Annotated in this window: 16 protein-coding genes; 12 read left to right on the top strand and 4 right to left on the bottom strand. The window is 64.9% G+C overall.

What is annotated here, in order from left to right:
- The first annotated feature begins 204 nt into the window (after positions 1–204).
- From rpsP to HMPREF3014_RS28245, 5 genes are all read left to right on the top strand, one after another.
- On the top strand, positions 205–456 hold the full coding sequence (gene rpsP / locus HMPREF3014_RS28265; RefSeq protein ID WP_003092643.1) for a 30S ribosomal protein S16: 252 nt from the start codon (positions 205–207) through the stop codon (positions 454–456).
- Positions 457–471: 15 nt separating this feature from the next.
- Positions 472–999: a ribosome maturation factor RimM gene (rimM, locus tag HMPREF3014_RS28260; protein ID WP_003092640.1), complete on the top strand. Its 528-nt coding sequence runs from the start codon at positions 472–474 to the stop codon at positions 997–999.
- 6 nt (positions 1,000–1,005) lie between these two features.
- Positions 1,006–1,764 (top strand): tRNA (guanosine(37)-N1)-methyltransferase TrmD, encoded by a 759-nt coding sequence (trmD, locus tag HMPREF3014_RS28255; RefSeq protein WP_023087090.1) that lies wholly within the window; start codon positions 1,006–1,008, stop codon positions 1,762–1,764.
- 41 nt (positions 1,765–1,805) lie between these two features.
- Complete coding sequence (rplS, locus tag HMPREF3014_RS28250) at positions 1,806–2,156, top strand: 50S ribosomal protein L19 (RefSeq protein ID WP_003092637.1); 351 nt, start codon at positions 1,806–1,808, stop codon at positions 2,154–2,156.
- A 151-nt stretch (positions 2,157–2,307) separates the two neighbouring features.
- A complete protein-coding gene (locus HMPREF3014_RS28245) occupies positions 2,308–2,733 on the top strand; it encodes an acyl-CoA thioesterase (protein ID WP_003092635.1) in 426 nt (141 codons plus the stop codon).
- A 69-nt stretch (positions 2,734–2,802) separates the two neighbouring features.
- Here HMPREF3014_RS28245 and HMPREF3014_RS28240 read toward each other — a convergent pair whose 3' ends face one another.
- Both HMPREF3014_RS28240 and HMPREF3014_RS28235 read right to left on the bottom strand, forming a co-directional pair.
- Entirely contained in the window at positions 2,803–3,489 is a 687-nt protein-coding gene (locus HMPREF3014_RS28240) for a cyclic di-GMP-binding domain-containing protein, MshE-related (protein ID WP_003119314.1), read from the bottom strand.
- A gap of 112 nt (positions 3,490–3,601) precedes the next feature.
- Positions 3,602–5,437: a cation:proton antiporter gene (locus HMPREF3014_RS28235; protein WP_003100653.1), complete on the bottom strand. Its 1,836-nt coding sequence runs from the start codon at positions 5,435–5,437 to the stop codon at positions 3,602–3,604.
- Positions 5,438–5,651: 214 nt separating this feature from the next.
- Here HMPREF3014_RS28235 and xerD point away from each other — a divergent pair, with 214 nt between their 5' ends.
- The 4 genes from xerD to thrC all read left to right on the top strand — a co-directional run bounded on the left by xerD (position 5,652) and on the right by thrC (position 10,383).
- On the top strand, positions 5,652–6,548 hold the full coding sequence (gene xerD, locus HMPREF3014_RS28230) for a site-specific tyrosine recombinase XerD (protein WP_003092629.1): 897 nt from the start codon (positions 5,652–5,654) through the stop codon (positions 6,546–6,548).
- Positions 6,549–6,674: 126 nt separating this feature from the next.
- Positions 6,675–7,403: a bifunctional protein-disulfide isomerase/oxidoreductase DsbC gene (dsbC, locus tag HMPREF3014_RS28225; protein WP_003092626.1), complete on the top strand. Its 729-nt coding sequence runs from the start codon at positions 6,675–6,677 to the stop codon at positions 7,401–7,403.
- Positions 7,404–7,616: 213 nt separating this feature from the next.
- Positions 7,617–8,921 carry a homoserine dehydrogenase gene (locus HMPREF3014_RS28220; protein ID WP_003100657.1) on the top strand — a complete coding sequence of 435 codons (1,305 nt, stop codon included), beginning with the start codon at positions 7,617–7,619 and terminating at the stop codon, positions 8,919–8,921.
- A gap of 52 nt (positions 8,922–8,973) precedes the next feature.
- Positions 8,974–10,383, top strand: coding sequence for a threonine synthase (gene thrC, locus HMPREF3014_RS28215; RefSeq protein ID WP_003092622.1), 1,410 nt, complete (start codon positions 8,974–8,976; stop codon positions 10,381–10,383).
- Positions 10,384–10,436: 53 nt separating this feature from the next.
- Here the strand turns inward: thrC and HMPREF3014_RS28210 are convergent, their stop codons facing one another.
- Complete coding sequence (locus tag HMPREF3014_RS28210; protein ID WP_025982363.1) at positions 10,437–11,642, bottom strand: poly(ethylene terephthalate) hydrolase family protein; 1,206 nt, start codon at positions 11,640–11,642, stop codon at positions 10,437–10,439.
- 112 nt (positions 11,643–11,754) lie between these two features.
- Here HMPREF3014_RS28210 and HMPREF3014_RS28205 point away from each other — a divergent pair, with 112 nt between their 5' ends.
- Positions 11,755–12,039: a DUF3509 domain-containing protein gene (locus HMPREF3014_RS28205; RefSeq protein ID WP_003092618.1), complete on the top strand. Its 285-nt coding sequence runs from the start codon at positions 11,755–11,757 to the stop codon at positions 12,037–12,039.
- A 184-nt stretch (positions 12,040–12,223) separates the two neighbouring features.
- Here HMPREF3014_RS28205 and HMPREF3014_RS28200 read toward each other — a convergent pair whose 3' ends face one another.
- Entirely contained in the window at positions 12,224–13,453 is a 1,230-nt protein-coding gene (locus HMPREF3014_RS28200) for a CaiB/BaiF CoA transferase family protein (RefSeq protein WP_020989247.1), read from the bottom strand.
- Positions 13,454–13,757: 304 nt separating this feature from the next.
- Between HMPREF3014_RS28200 and HMPREF3014_RS28195 the strand changes: the two genes are divergently transcribed.
- A complete protein-coding gene (locus tag HMPREF3014_RS28195; protein WP_003092612.1) occupies positions 13,758–14,378 on the top strand; it encodes a biofilm formation regulator BacA in 621 nt (206 codons plus the stop codon).
- Positions 14,379–14,392: 14 nt separating this feature from the next.
- Complete coding sequence (locus HMPREF3014_RS28190; protein WP_009876945.1) at positions 14,393–15,088, top strand: PspA/IM30 family protein; 696 nt, start codon at positions 14,393–14,395, stop codon at positions 15,086–15,088.
- Positions 15,089–15,092 lie beyond the last annotated feature (4 nt).

The raw sequence follows: 15,092 nt of genomic DNA, 5'->3' as shown, positions 1-15,092 counted from the left end.
CGCGCGGCCGCTGGCCACGCCGACGGTTTCGCGCCGTCGGCCGGCGGGCGGACCGTGTGCTTCCCGCGCTCTCCGCGCCGGCCGATGGGTGGCCGAAAAAGAGATTTGCAAATTCCCCGATAATCCTTAGAATATGCGGCCTTTCGGGCCGTGGGCCCAGCGTGCATTCATTTTGCAAGCACCGACTACAGGAACGAAGTTCACATGGTAACCATCCGTCTTGCTCGTGGCGGCTCCAAAAAGCGCCCCTTCTACCACCTGACCGTGACCAACAGCCGCAATGCGCGCGATGGTCGCTTCGTCGAGCGCATCGGTTTCTTCAACCCGGTTGCGACTGGTGGCGAAGTGCGTCTGTCCGTCGACCAGGAGCGTGCTACCTACTGGCTCGGCCAGGGTGCACAGCCGTCTGAGCGCGTTGCTCAGCTGCTCAAGGACGCTGCCAAGGCAAACGCCTAAGCCGTCATGAGTGAAATGCCGACACCCGCCGACGACCTGGTCGTGATCGGCAAGATCGTTTCGGTGTACGGCATCCGCGGTGAGGTGAAGGTGTATTCCTTTACCGACCCGTTGGACAACCTGCTGGACTATCGCCGCTGGACGCTCCGGCGCGACGGCGAGATTCGGCAGGCCGAGCTGGTCAGGGGGCGCCTGCATGGCAAGGTCCTGGCCGCCAAGCTCAAGGGGCTCGACGATCGCGAAGAAGCCCGCACCTTCACCGGTTACGAGATCTGCATCCCGCGTAGCGAGTTGCCCTCTCTCGAGGAAGGTGAGTACTACTGGCACCAGCTGGAAGGCCTGAAGGTGATCGATCAGGGCGGGCAGTTGCTCGGCGTGATCGACCATCTGCTGGAAACCGGTGCCAACGATGTCATGGTGGTCAAGCCCTGCGCGGGCAGCCTGGACGACCGCGAGCGCCTGTTGCCCTACACCGGGCAGTGCGTGCTGTCGATCGACCTGGCCGCTGGCGAGATGCGGGTGGACTGGGACGCGGACTTCTGATCATCCATGGACAAGCGTTTGTGGGTGGGCGTCGTCAGCATCTTTCCGGAGATGTTCCGCGCGATCAGTGACTATGGCATCACCAGCCGTGCGGTAAAGCAGGGGTTGCTCACGCTGGCCTGCTGGAATCCACGGGACTACACCGAGGACCGCCACCAGACGGTGGACGACCGGCCCTTCGGCGGTGGCCCTGGCATGGTGATGAAGATCAAGCCTCTGGAGGGCGCGCTGGCGGATGCCAGGCAAGCCGCCGGGGGCAGGAAGGCGAAGGTGATCTACCTTTCGCCGCAAGGCCGCCAGCTGACGCAGGCGGGCGTACGCGAACTGGCCGAAGAGGAAGCGTTGATCCTCATCGCCGGGCGCTACGAAGGCATCGACGAGCGCTTCATCGAAGAGCACGTCGATGAAGAATGGTCGATCGGCGATTATGTCCTGTCCGGCGGTGAGTTGCCGGCCATGGTGCTGGTCGATGCAGTGACGCGGTTGCTGCCCGGTGCATTGGGTCATGCAGATTCCGCCGAGGAGGACTCCTTCACGGATGGCCTGCTCGACTGCCCGCACTACACCCGACCCGAGGTGTACGCGGACAAACGTGTTCCTGAAGTGTTGCTCAGTGGCAACCATGAACACATCCGGCGTTGGCGTTTGCAGCAGGCCCTTGGGCGGACCTGGGAACGACGCGCCGATCTTCTGGATAGCCGCTCGCTTTCTGGAGAAGAGCAGAAGCTGCTGGCGGAATATATCCGTCAGCGGGACGATAGTTAACGTATCGATGGCTGGCCGATTGCCGGTCTTAGGAGCACAGCATGACCAACAAGATCATTCAGCAGATCGAAGCTGAACAGATGAACAAAGAGATCCCGGCGTTCGCCCCCGGCGATACCGTGATCGTCCAGGTCAAGGTGAAGGAAGGCGACCGTCAGCGTCTGCAGGCCTTCGAAGGCGTCGTTATCGCCAAGCGCAACCGTGGCCTGAACAGCGCCTTCACCGTGCGCAAGATCTCCAACGGCGTGGGCGTGGAACGTACCTTCCAGACCTACAGCCCGATCGTCGACAGCCTGAGCGTCAAGCGTCGCGGCGACGTGCGCAAGGCCAAGCTGTACTACCTCCGCGCCCTGTCCGGCAAGGCCGCGCGCATCAAGGAAAAACTGGTCTAATCCGGTTCTTCTCCGAGAAAAGCAGCCCGAGGGCTGCTTTTTTCATGTCTGGCGTTCGCCTTTCCGGCGGCGCTTCCTACTGCCCACGGCAGCGCATAACCAGTACAACATCCGCGGCACCCAGGCAGCCACTCCATCCGGTATTCGTGGCATGACCCCCAGAGAGCAAGAAATCCTGCGTCGCACCGAGCTTTCCGAAACCCGTGTGACCAAGGCGGTATTCCCGCCCACCACCAATCACCACAACACCCTGTTCGGCGGGACTGCGCTGGCCTGGATGGACGAGGTCTCGTTCATCACCGCGACCCGTTTCTGCCGCCTGCCGCTGGTGACCGTTTCCACCGATCGCATCGACTTCAACCACCCGATCCCGGCGGGCTCGATCGTCGAACTGGTCGGACGGGTGGTCAAGGTCGGCAACACCAGCCTCAAGGTGGAGGTCGAGGTGTACCTGGAAAGCATGTACGCCGACGGTCGCGAGAAGGCCATACACGGCCTGTTCAGCTTCGTTGCCATCGACGACGAAAAGCGGCCGGTTCCGGTCCTGCCGGGGTTCCCGGCCAGCCAGGCGGCTTGATACAGGCAGAAAGAAGGCACCCACGGGTGCCTTTTCCATATCCCCGGACGATCCGGCCCTGGGTTGGGATCAGGGCCGCAGGCTGATCTTCAGGGAGGCCTGGGACAGGTCGATCTGTTGCAGGCTGACGCTGCCGAACGTCTGCTCGCGCGGCGCGCCGGCAATGCGGATATTGTCGAAGCGCACCTCGCCGATACTGCTCGGCAGGCGCAGGTTGACCGAGCCGTCGGGGTTGAGCGTGCTTTGCGTCTTGCCGGTTTCGTAGCGAACGTCGCTCATCGAGGTTTCCGCCTCCAGGCTGTCGAGCATCGGCATCACCAGCTTCGCCAGTTGCTTCACCGCGGCCAGTCCGTCGCCGCCCTCGGCCTTCAGGAACAGGCCCTCGAGGCTTTCGTTGAGGCCCTGGGCGTTGACGTTGCTCATCTCGACGTCGGTCAGCGGACGCAGGTTCTTCGGCAGTTCCTGGCGGCTCATGGCCGCTGGCGGCTGCATACGCTGGATGTCGGCGCTGGCCATCTGGAACGGACTGAGCAGGGCGGCGACCAGGGTCGCGGCCAGGCGCAGGTTGGTCTGCTTCTTCAGCGCCTTCTTCAGTTGCCGTTCGCTCAGCAGGCCCTGCTCGATCAGGGTTTCGCCCAGGCGCTTGTGGTTGCTCAACTGCGCCTGGATCGCGGCGTCCAGTTGGGCGGCGCTAATCAGCCCCTTGTTGATCAGGATCTGGCCCAGGCGGGAATGTTGTTGATTGGACATGGTCATGGCCTGATGAAAAAAGAGGATGATGGCTAGATGCAATCATCCTCTTCGTGGGCTTCGTTTGTCACCCAACCTTGGATAGGGTGACGACGGTCTTTCGTCGGTTCGTTGAAGTCTAGTCGGCGATTTCCGTGGCCTGCGACTTGCTGACTGACGGTTCCGCGTCGATCAGCGACAGCAGCGTCCAGCCGGTGCCCGGCGCCAGCGTGGACTGTGGCGTGGCGACGTGCATCCTGCCGTTCGGATCGCGGGCGAACAGCAGGATCGCGGACTCGCCGTGCAGCGCCTGGTAGTCGTTCCAGCCGAAGGTGTCGGTGAGCAGGGTGGTGCGGATTTCGGCGCCGCGCGACAGCAGGCTGGCGAACTGCGCGTAGGTCAGCGGTCGCTGGCCAAGCGGACGGCCACGGTGTTCGTCGCTGGAGCGGTGCTTGTCGGTACGCTTGGCTTCCTGGCTGGTCGGCAGGCCGAACAGCTGGCGATGGCCGAACTCGTGGCGGAAGCGCATGGCCGCCAGGGTATTCAGCTCGCCGGCTGGAGAAACCCCCAGCAAATGCCCGATGCCGACCAGGTCGAGGTGGGCTTCGGCGTGCTGCGAGGTGGGATTGCCGAAATAGGTGGGCAGGTTGTCCATGCGGGCGGCGCGGATGTTTTCCCAGCTCGAATCAGTCAGCAGCACGCGGCTGCCGAGGCTCTTCAGGGCCTTGCCGATGGCGCGCCCGACCGGATTGGCGCCGACGATCAGGTAGCCGCTGGGCGAGGGCTCGGCGACCTTCAGCAGGCGCGCCAGGGGGCGGGCGGTGGCGCTTTGCAGGACCACCGTGCCGATGATCACCAGAAAGGTCAGCGGCACCAGCAGCGCCGCCTGGGCATGGCCTTCGGCGCTCAGGCGGATGGCGAAGATCGCCGAGACCGCCGCGGCGACGATCCCGCGCGGGGCGATCCAACTGAGCAGGGCGCGCTCGCGCCAGCTCAGCGGCGAACCCCAGGTCGACAGCGCCACGTTCAGCGGCCGGGCGACGAACTGGATCAGCAGCAGCACCAGCAGCGCCGCCGGGCCCAGGCCGAGCAGGGCATTGATGTCCAGGCGCGCGGCCAGGAGGATGAACAGGCCGGAAATCAGCAGGACGCTGAGGTTTTCCTTGAAGTGCAGGATCTGCCGTACGTCGACGCCCTTCATGTTGGCCAGGCCCATGCCCATCAGGGTGACGGCGAGCAGCCCGGATTCGTGCATCACCCGGTTCGAGGCGATGAATACGCCCAGCACCGCGGCCAGCGTCGCCAGGTTGTGCAGGTAGTCCGGCAGCCAGTGGCGGCGCAGGACGATGCCCAGCGCCCAGCCGCCGAGGATGCCGAACAGGCTGCCGCAGAGGATCACTCCACCGAAGGTCTGCAGGCTGTGTAGCCAGCCATCGCCTTCGCCGCTGGAGATGATGAAGCTGTACACCACTACCGCCAGCAGGGCGCCGATGGGATCGATGACGATACCTTCCCAGCGCAGGATGTTCGCCACCGCGGCCTTGGGCCGGACCACCCGCAGCATCGGAACGATCACCGTGGGCCCGGTGACCAGGGTCAGGGTGCCGAACAGCAGGGCCATTTCCCAGCTGAAGTCGAGCAGGTAGTGGGCGGCCAGGGCGATCACGCCCCAGGTCGAGAGCGCGCCGATGGTCACCATTCGGTGCACCACGGTGCCGATTTCCTTCCATTCGCTGAAATGCAGGGTCAGGCTGCCCTCGAAGAGGATCAGCGCCACTGCCAGGGATACCAGTGGGAACAGCAGGGGGCCGAACATCTCGTCCGGATCGAGCCAGCCGAGTAGCGGGCCGGCGACGATCCCGGACAGCAGCAGGAAAAGAATGGCTGGCAGGCGCAGGCGCCAGGCCAGCCATTGACTGAGCAGGGCGGCGGCACCGATGCCGCCGAGGGCGAGCAGGATAGCGTTCTGGTCCATCGAGGATTCCTTGTCAGCGTCGCTCCGCTCGTCCTGAGCCGGGGCGAACCATCGAGCCACATGGCTCCGCTTTTTCCCGCGGGCACGGGAAGCCGGCCGACCTCCTGTCGACCGGCCTGACTAACCATTACGTGGCGATGACGGCCAACGCTCGCGATAGCGCCCAGGCTATGAAAGACTAGCCGCGCTTTCATTTGGTTCGCAGCCTTCATCCATGAGTACCCTCGAACATCCCCTGATCGACCGTTTCCTCGATGCCCTGTGGCTGGAAAAAGGCCTTGCCGACAACACCCGCGAGGCTTATCGCAACGACCTCCAGCAGTTCAACGCCTGGCTCGATGGTCGCGGGCTGCGCCTGGAGGGCATCGGCCGCGACGCGATCCTCGATCACCTGGCCTGGCGCCTGGAGCAGGGCTACAAGGCCCGCTCGACCGCGCGCTTCCTCTCCGGCCTGCGTGGCTTCTATCGCTATTGCCTGCGCGACGGCCTGATCGCCGAGGATCCCACCTTGCAGGTGGACCTGCCGCAACTGGGCAAGCCGTTGCCGAAATCCCTCTCCGAAGCGGACGTCGAGGCATTGCTGGCGGCGCCGGAAGTCGACGACCCGCTGGGCCTGCGCGATCGCACCATGCTCGAAGTGCTGTATGCCTGCGGCCTGCGGGTCAGCGAACTGGTCGGCCTGACCCTGGAGCAGGTCAACCTGCGCCAGGGCGTGGTCAAGGTGTTCGGCAAGGGCAGCAAGGAGCGCCTGGTGCCGCTCGGCGAGGAAGCCATCGGCTGGCTCGAACGCTACCTGCGCGAGGCCCGCGGCGACCTGCTCGGCGGGCGGCCCAGCGACGTGCTGTTCCCCAGCCTGCGCGGCGAACAGATGACCCGCCAGACCTTCTGGCATCGCATCAAGCATCACGCGCAGGTGGCGGCGATCGGCACGTCGATTTCGCCGCACACCCTGCGCCACGCCTTCGCCACCCACCTGCTCAACCATGGCGCCGACCTGCGGGTGGTGCAGATGCTGCTCGGCCACAGCGACCTGTCGACCACCCAGATCTATACCCATATCGCCCGGGCCCGCCTCCAGGATCTGCACGCACGCCACCACCCGCGAGGCTGACGCTTTGTCCGAAAAATCCGTACCTACCCGAAAAGAGGCGCTTTCGTAGCGTTCTGCGACAAGCGTCGGGCCCGTCGGGATAGCGGTCTATGGTAGGCTTCGCCGACCGCACGACAGGAGTGACACATGCGCGTGACCCGTTTTCTGGCTGCTGCCGCCCTCGGCCTGATGAGTACCCTGGCCCTGGCAGACAATGCCGATCAGAACATCCGCAAGACCCTGCAGGCCCTGCAACCGGACCTGCCCATCGACTCCATCGCCAGCAGCCCGCTGCAGGGGCTCTACCAGGTGCAGCTGAAGGGCGGCCGGGTGCTCTACGCCAGCGCCGACGGCCAGTTCGTCATGCAGGGCTACCTCTACCAGGTGAAGGACGGCAAGCCGGTCAACCTGACCGAGAAGGCCGAGAGCCAGGCGATCGCCAAGGCGATCAACGGCGTGCCCGCCAGCGAGATGGTGGTGTATCCGGCCAAGGGCCAGGCCAAGGCGCACATCACGGTGTTCACCGATACCACCTGCCCGTACTGCCAGAAGCTGCATGCCGAGGTGCCGGACCTGACCGAGCAGGGGATCGAGGTGCGCTACATGGCGTTCCCGCGCCAGGGGCCGCAGTCGGCGGGCGACAAGCAACTGCAGGCGGTCTGGTGTGCGAAGGAGCCGACCAAGGCGATGGACGCCATGATGAACGGCAAGGAGATCAAGTCTTCCGAGTGCAAGAACCCGGTCGACAAGCAGTTCCAGATGGGCCAGATGGTCGGGGTGCAGGGAACGCCGGCGATCGTCCTTGCCAACGGCCAGTTGCTCCCCGGCTACCAGCCGGCCAAGCAGTTGGCCAAGCTGGCGCTGGAGGCCAAATAGCGCCGGGTCTGCCGAACAATTGACTAATAAAGAGCCGCTTCGTAATGTGCGGCTCTTTTGTTTTCATCATTGGCGATTTCCGCCGCCCGCTGGCGGAATCCATCGCCAGGATGTGTCGTGGCCCGTACAGTGGTCGCGTCAACCTCGATTCGCTCGGGGAACCATAGCAGGCCGGCGCGTCCGGCCGTCGTAGGTGAGATGGGGAGTTCCAGCGTGAAACCGGTCAAAGTAGGCATCTGTGGGTTGGGGACCGTCGGTGGCGGTACCTTCAATGTACTCAAACGCAACGCCGAGGAGATTGCCCGCCGTGCCGGGCGCGGTATCGAGGTTGCGCAGATCGCCGCCCGCCGGCCGAACCCGAAGTGCGATACCGGTGCGACTCCCATCACCGCCGATATCTTCGACGTAGCGTGCAATCCCGAGATCGACGTGGTCGTCGAGTTGATCGGCGGCTACACCCTGGCCCACGAGCTGGTGCTCAAGGCCATCGAGAACGGCAAGCACGTGGTCACCGCGAACAAGGCGCTGATCGCCGTGCACGGCAACGAGATCTTCGCCAAGGCCCGCGAGAAGGGCGTGATCGTCGCCTTCGAGGCCGCTGTCGCCGGCGGCATCCCGGTGATCAAGGCGATCCGCGAGGGGCTGTCGGCCAACCGCATCAACTGGCTGGCCGGGATCATCAACGGTACCGGCAACTTCATCCTCAGCGAAATGCGCGAGAAGGGCCGTACCTTCCCCGACGTGCTCGCCGAGGCCCAGGCCCTGGGCTATGCCGAGGCCGACCCGACCTTCGACGTGGAAGGCATCGACGCCGCCCACAAGCTGACCATCCTCGCCTCGATCGCCTTCGGCATTCCGCTGCAGTTCGACAAGGCCTACACCGAAGGCATCTCGAAACTGACCAGCGCCGACGTCAACTACGCCGACGCCCTCGGCTATCGCATCAAGCACCTGGGCGTGGCGCGTCGCACCGAGAGCGGCTTCGAGCTGCGCGTGCACCCGACCCTGATTCCCTCGGATCGCCTGATCGCCAACGTCAACGGCGTGATGAACGCGGTGATGGTCAACGGCGACGCCGTCGGCTCGACCCTCTACTACGGCGCCGGTGCCGGAATGGAGCCGACCGCTTCCTCGGTGGTGGCCGACCTCGTCGACGTGGTCCGCGCCATGACCTCCGATCCGGAGAACCGCGTACCGCACCTGGCGTTCCAGCCGGACGCGCTGTCCGACCACCCGATCCTGCCGATCGAAGCCTGCGAAAGCGCCTACTACCTGCGCATCCAGGCCAAGGACCACCCGGGCGTACTGGCCCAGGTGGCCACCATCCTGTCCGAGCGCGGCATCAACATCGAATCGATCATGCAGAAGGAGGCCGAGGAACAGGACGGCCTGGTGCCGATGATCCTGGTTACCCACCGGGTCATCGAACAACGCATCAACGATGCCATCGCCGCCCTGGAAGCGCTGGAAGGCGTGTCCGGGCCGGTGGTCCGCATCCGTGTCGAACAACTGAATTGATCGAACGCCGGGCGCCGCTCGCGGGCCCGCGTCAACAGCGAAGGTTTTGAACATGCGTTACATCAGCACCCGCGGCCAAGCGCCCGCCCTGAACTTCGAAGATGTCCTCCTCGCCGGCCTGGCCAGCGACGGCGGCCTCTACGTCCCGGAAAACCTGCCACGCTTCACCCTCGAGGAGATCGCCTCCTGGGTCGGCCTGCCCTACCACGAGCTGGCCTTCCGGGTGATGCGCCCGTTCGTCGCCGGCAGCATCGCCGATGCCGACTTCAAGAAGATCCTCGAGGAAACCTATGGCGTCTTCGCCCATGACGCAGTGGCGCCGCTGCGCCAGTTGAACGGCAACGAATGGGTGCTGGAGCTGTTCCACGGCCCGACCCTGGCCTTCAAGGACTTCGCCCTGCAACTGCTCGGCCGCCTGCTCGACCATGTGCTGGCCAAGCGCGGCGAGCGCGTGGTGATCATGGGGGCCACCTCCGGCGATACCGGCTCCGCGGCCATCGAAGGCTGCCGCCGTTGCGACAACGTCGACATCTTCATCATGCACCCGCACAACCGCGTGTCCGAGGTGCAGCGCCGGCAGATGACCACCATCCTCGGCGACAACATCCACAACATCGCCATCGAAGGCAACTTCGACGACTGCCAGGAGATGGTCAAGGCCAGCTTCGCCGACCAGGGCTTCCTCAAGGGTACCCGCCTGGTAGCGGTGAACTCGATCAACTGGGCGCGGATCATGGCCCAGATCGTCTACTACTTCCATGCCGCGCTGCAGCTCGGCGCGCCGCATCGCTCGGTGGCGTTCTCGGTGCCGACCGGCAACTTCGGCGACATCTTTGCCGGCTACCTGGCGCGCAACATGGGCCTGCCGGTCAGCCAACTGATCGTCGCGACCAACCGCAACGACATCCTGCACCGCTTCATGAGCGGCAACCGCTACGACAAGGACACCCTGCATCCCTCGCTGTCGCCGTCGATGGATATCATGGTCTCGTCCAACTTCGAACGCCTGCTGTTCGACCTGCACGGCCGCAACGGCAAGGCCGTCGCCGAACTGCTGGATGCCTTCAAGGCCAGCGGCAAGCTGTCGGTGGAAGACCAGCGCTGGACCGAGGCGCGCAAGCTGTTCGACTCCCTGGCGGTCAGCGACGAGCAGACCTGCGAGACCATCGCCGAGGTATACCGCTCCTGTGGCGAGTTGCTCGACCCGCACACCGCCATTGGCGTGCGTGCCGCCCGCGAATGCCGGCGCAGCCTGAGCGTGCCGATGGTGACCCTGGGCACTGCGCACCCGGTCAAGTTCCCCGAAGCGGTGGAGAAGGCCGGCATCGGCCAGGCGCCGGCGCTGCCTGCGCACCTCGCCGACCTGTTCGAGCGCGAGGAGCGCTGCACCGTATTGCCGAACGAGCTGGCCAAGGTACAGGCCTTCGTCAGCCAGCACGGCAATCGCGGCAAGCCGCTCTGAGCCTGTCGTGAAAGGAAGAAGCCCGCCTTGATGGCGGGCTTTTTCATGTCTTCTCAAAGGGCGGCGGCGAGTTTGTTGCGCGAGGGGCGGAGCAGTCTCAGCGGATCGTTGAACTGGATGTCGCTGGCCAGCTTGTAGTAGCGCCCGACGAAATAGTCGCGGGCCTGGGCATCGTTCTTTCCCTGGTACAGCGCCCAGGCGACGCTGATGCCGGCGAACTCGTTGTACTCGATCTGTCGCAGCGGGCTGAAGTGGGTCGCCGTGGTGGCCGTGGCGCCCCAGGCGGGCACGTCGCGGATCAACGGGCCCTGCCAGAGGATCGGCCAACTGAGTGGCGGCACGACCACATCGGCCAGTCCGGTCAGCAGCAGGGTCGGGGTCTTTACCGTGGAACCGATGGCCAGGGGGCCTGGCTCGATCGGCAGGGCGCCGACCAGCTTCAACCGTGGCTCGATGAATTGCAGGGCTTGTGCAGAGAGGCTGGCGCTCTGCAGCGTGGCCTGGCCGCCGGCGGAGTGCCCGGCGACCAGGGTCCGGGAAAAGTCGGCCCTGCCATGCAGGGCCGAGGTCGGGTCCCTGTCCAGTTTCGCGACCTCGAGGATGCCGAGGGCGTGCATCAGCGGGAAGGAATTGATGAAGTCGGAGGAGATCACCACGATGAAGCCGTGGCTGGCCCACAGTTTCATTAGTTCGTGATAGTTGCCGGCGTTGGAAAGTATGCCGCCGACGAAAGTGATGACCGGAAGCTTGGCGTCGGACGCGGCGATGTCCGCCGGATAGTAGACGCTGGTACTGATCGGGCTGGCGAAGCCATAGGGAAAAGCCTCGTTGCAGCGGATCGAGCCGTCCAGCAGGACGATCCTGGCGATGGTCCCGACGAAGCCACGACAATCGGCGAGCACGGCGGTGCTGGCGATCTCGGTGTCGGCGACCGGACGCGCGTACTGGTCGTTGGCCAGGCCGACGGCGCCGAACAGCAGCGAGCCCTGTGCCGTGCCGGCGGCGAATGCCAGCGCGAGGATGAAGGCGCGCCAGGCGCCGCGGGGGGATGCGAAGGCAGTCATGAGATCCTCGCTGTTCGATGCGCAGGGGGAAGTCTCGTTGTTACTGCCTGACGGACGCGCCGGATACTGCAATTTCAAGCAGGTGAAGGCGTTGCGCGAGGGTGGGATGGTTGGAGTTTTTCCCGGTGCTTCCCTTATAGCGGGCTGATCGTTGCGTTGGCCTGGTTCGGCTCGAATGGCTATTTGCGCCGGCACGTGGCCTTTCGCCAGATGCTGCCGTTAGTCCGGTAAATGCTTGCATCGACGAACCCTATTCGCGTTTTTTCGGTCTTTGACGAGTCTTATTCGTCGAAACAGGAGACCTGATTTGGACAGCCTGAAGCAACGACTGGCCGATGCCTTCGCTCCCCATCCCTTCACCCTCAGCCAGCCCCGGCCCGATGGCGGACGGGTGGTCACGCTGGTCGATCCGCAGGGGGAAACCCTGTTGCAGCGGGTCATCGCCAAGGTGCAGTTGAACGACGAAAGCTATCTCGAGGATGCCGTGCAGACCATTCGCCGGGAATTGCAGGTGCTGGTCGGGCGGATGGAGGAAGACGTGCTGGCGACCTTCCGCGAGCGGGATCACGTGCTGCTGTATTCGTCGCGCTAGCACCGTCTCGTTCGAGGGCGCGTTGCGCATCGGGCGGTCAGGCCGAAGGCGCGCGCCGGTGCAGCGGCTCTTGCCGGATGGCGCCATGCTCGTGGAAGCGTGCGGATAACCCCCTCTCCCTGGCTGGATAGGGGAGAGGGGCCGCCCTGTCCGCGGAGCACCGATGAAGGGCTCCGCGTACCGTTCAGATGGCGCCTTCCCGGCGCAGGGCGGCGATGCCCTCGCTGTCGTAGCCCAGCTCGGCGAGCAGGGCATCGGTATGCTCGCCCAGTTCCGGGCCTACCCAATCCGCCGAGCCTGGCGTGGCGGACAGCTTGGGCACGATGCCAGGCATGCGGAATGGCTTGCCGTCCGGCAAGCGTGCCGAGAGGAACATCTCGCGGGCAAGGAATTGCGGATCGCGGAACATGTCTTCGGCGGAGTAGATTCGGCTGGCCGGGACTTCGGCTCGCGCCAGCACCGCCAGCACTTCCTCCAGGGGCTGCGAGGCGACCCAGCGGTCGATAACCCCATAGAGTTCGTCGCGGCGCGCATCGCGCCCGTCGTTGCTGGCCAGTTGCGGGTCGCTGGCCAGGTCGTCGCGGCCGATGGCCTGCATGAAGCGGCGGAAGATCGCGTCGCCGTTGGCGCCGATCTGTACGTGGCGGCCATCGGCGCTGGTGTGGATGGAGGAGGGGGTGATGCCCGGCATGATGTTGCCGGTGCGCTCGCGGATGAAACCGAACACGTCGAATTCCGGAACCATGCTTTCCATCATGGCGAAGATCGCCTCGTAGAGGGCGACGTCGACCATCTGTCCCTCGCCGCCGTTGACCTCGCGGTGTCGCAGCGCCATCAGCGCGCCGATCACGCCCCACAGGGCGGCGATCGAGTCGCCGATGGAAATCCCGGTGCGAACCGGCGGGCGGTCCTCGAAGCCGGTAATGTAGCGCAGTCCGCCCATCGACTCGCCGACCGCGCCGAAGCCCGGCTGGTCCTTGTAGGGGCCGGTCTGGCCGAAGCCCGACAGGCGCACCATCACCAGGCGCGGGTTCAGCGCGTGGAGGACATCCCAGCCCAGGCCGAGCTTTTCCAGTACGCCGGGGCGGAAGTTCTCGATCAGGATGTCGGCATCGCCGAGCAGGCGTTTCAGGATCGCCTGGCCTTCGACGTGCTTGAGATTGAGGGTCAGGGATTTCTTGTTGCGTGCCTGAACGAACCACCACAGCGAGGTGCCTTCGTAGAGCTTGCGCCACTTGCGCAGTGGATCGCCGCCGTCGGGCGACTCGATCTTGATCACTTCGGCGCCGAACTCGGCGCAGATCCGCGAGGCGAAAGGGCCGGCGATCAGGGTGCCGAGCTCGACCACCTTCAGGCCGGCCAGCGGTTTGGGCGAATGTTCCATGCGGTGTCCGTCAGGCTGCAGTGTGCGCATAGCCTAGAGCATTTGCCGGCGGTGCGGGCGGGTGCCGCGGTAGGGTGAGACGTTTCCCGTTTTTTCCCGATATGCCCGGCGGTCCTTCAATTCCTTTTGCATAGAGGGTTTAATGCGGGAGTCGATACAGGATGTAGCGCGCCAGACACCGAGCCAGGGAGGCCCCTCGTGCCATTTCTTTCTCTCTTTCCTCCCCGTGTTTCTTTTCCATGCTCCGGCCGGCCCGGCGTAGATATGCGCGTGCGTTGGATTTTATTACATGTGAGCTGTTGAAATATTACATGTGATCTCGTAGTGTGAGTCCATGCAACGGAAATCATCAGCCCATTATCAGCGTGTCTTTCGCCAGCGCCTGCGCGAGCAGGGCCTGGTGAAGAAGGAAGTCTGGATCTTGCCGGAGAACGCCGCGGCGCTCGCCGGCATCGAGCGGATGCTGCGTCGCCCGGCTGCCGGAGCGGCTCATTTGGAGAAGGAGGAAGACATGACGGAAGCCCGGGTATGGAACGCTCGCTCGCTGGCCGAGGCCCTGAGCGGCACCGAGCTGTTCAGCAGCGGCGAGGCCCAGATCGAGCTGATCGAGGGGGCGGAAGCGAGTCTCTATGTGATCATGCGCGAATACGGCGACCTGCCGGTGTTCGTCGCGCCCCAGGGCGAGCAGATCATCGTCGAGGCGCTGCTCTGGCCGGAAAGCGACGTTACCGACGCAACCGCCTTCAACGAAGAGGTCCTGCTCAGCCGGCAACTGTTCCCGCTGTCGAGCATCGGCCTGCTCAACCTGCCGGGCGAGGAGCGCTGCTACAGCATGTTCGGCGCGTTGAGCACGACTTCGTCGCTGGCCAGCGTGCTGCACGAAATCGAAACCCTGGCCGGCAACGTGATCCGCGCCACGGAAGTCTACGCCGGCTACCTGAAAGCCCGGGCCTGAGGGAGGACACCATCATGACGGTATGGAGCAAGCTGCTGAGCGCCCTGCGCGGCGGAGCCAACGAGGTTGGCGAGGCGATCGTCGACAGCCAGGCGCTGCGCATCCTCGACCAGGAGATCCGCGACGCCGACGTCGAACTGCGCAAGTCGCGGGAAGCGCTGGCCTCGATCATGGCCGGCCACCGCCTGGCCCAGGAGCGCGTCGAGAAGGGCGCGGCCCAGGTCGCCGAGTACGAGCAATACGCGATCAAGGCACTGGAGGCCGGCAACGAGGAGCTGGCCCGGGAGGTCGCGGAGAAGATCGCGACCCTGGAGAACCAGCTCGAGGGCGAGCGTGCCCAGGTCGCGGAATTCGCCGCCAGCGTAGCCCAGTTGCGCAAGTCGGTGAGCCAGGCCGAGGGCAACATCCGCCAGCTCAAGCAACAGGTGGATACGGTCAAGGCCACCGAGAGCGTGCAGAAGGCGCAGATGGCCGTTGCCCAGCGCTACGGCAACTCGAAGAGCAAGCTGCAGACCGCGGTGGACTCCCTGGAGCGGATCAAGCAGCGCCAGGCCGAACGCGCGGCGACCATGGATGCCGCGGCCGAACTGGCCAGCGCGGCGGCGCCGGACGATGCGCTGGACGCCAAGCTGCGCGCGGCTGGGATCAAGGCCTCGGGCAACAGCGTGGATGGCGTGCTGGCGCGCCTGAAGGAAAAGGGCAAGGCCTGATAGG

Origin of the sequence: Pseudomonas sp. HMSC065H01 (assembly GCF_001815235.1) — a bacterium.
GTDB classification, from domain to species: Bacteria; Pseudomonadota; Gammaproteobacteria; order Pseudomonadales; family Pseudomonadaceae; genus Pseudomonas; species Pseudomonas aeruginosa.
Note: the sequence above shows the minus strand (reverse complement) of the source record. Positions and strands in the feature narration are given on the sequence as shown.

Bases quoted from the DNA above. Each gene is read 5' to 3' on its own strand.
- rpsP (WP_003092643.1), top strand. From the start codon at position 205: ATGGTAACCATCCGTCTTGCTCGTGGCGGCTCCAAAAAGCGCCCCTTC.
- HMPREF3014_RS28245 (WP_003092635.1), top strand. From the start codon at position 2,308: ATGACCCCCAGAGAGCAAGAAATCCTGCGTCGCACCGAGCTTTCCGAA.
- rplS (WP_003092637.1), top strand. From the start codon at position 1,806: ATGACCAACAAGATCATTCAGCAGATCGAAGCTGAACAGATGAACAAA.
- thrC (WP_003092622.1), top strand. From the start codon at position 8,974: ATGCGTTACATCAGCACCCGCGGCCAAGCGCCCGCCCTGAACTTCGAA.
- trmD (WP_023087090.1), top strand. From the start codon at position 1,006: ATGGACAAGCGTTTGTGGGTGGGCGTCGTCAGCATCTTTCCGGAGATG.
- xerD (WP_003092629.1), top strand. From the start codon at position 5,652: ATGAGTACCCTCGAACATCCCCTGATCGACCGTTTCCTCGATGCCCTG.
- HMPREF3014_RS28190 (WP_009876945.1), top strand. From the start codon at position 14,393: ATGACGGTATGGAGCAAGCTGCTGAGCGCCCTGCGCGGCGGAGCCAAC.
- HMPREF3014_RS28235 (WP_003100653.1), bottom strand. From the start codon at position 5,437: ATGGACCAGAACGCTATCCTGCTCGCCCTCGGCGGCATCGGTGCCGCC.
- HMPREF3014_RS28200 (WP_020989247.1), bottom strand. From the start codon at position 13,453: ATGCGCACACTGCAGCCTGACGGACACCGCATGGAACATTCGCCCAAA.
- dsbC (WP_003092626.1), top strand. From the start codon at position 6,675: ATGCGCGTGACCCGTTTTCTGGCTGCTGCCGCCCTCGGCCTGATGAGT.
- rimM (WP_003092640.1), top strand. From the start codon at position 472: ATGCCGACACCCGCCGACGACCTGGTCGTGATCGGCAAGATCGTTTCG.
- HMPREF3014_RS28240 (WP_003119314.1), bottom strand. From the start codon at position 3,489: ATGACCATGTCCAATCAACAACATTCCCGCCTGGGCCAGATCCTGATC.
- HMPREF3014_RS28195 (WP_003092612.1), top strand. From the start codon at position 13,758: ATGCAACGGAAATCATCAGCCCATTATCAGCGTGTCTTTCGCCAGCGC.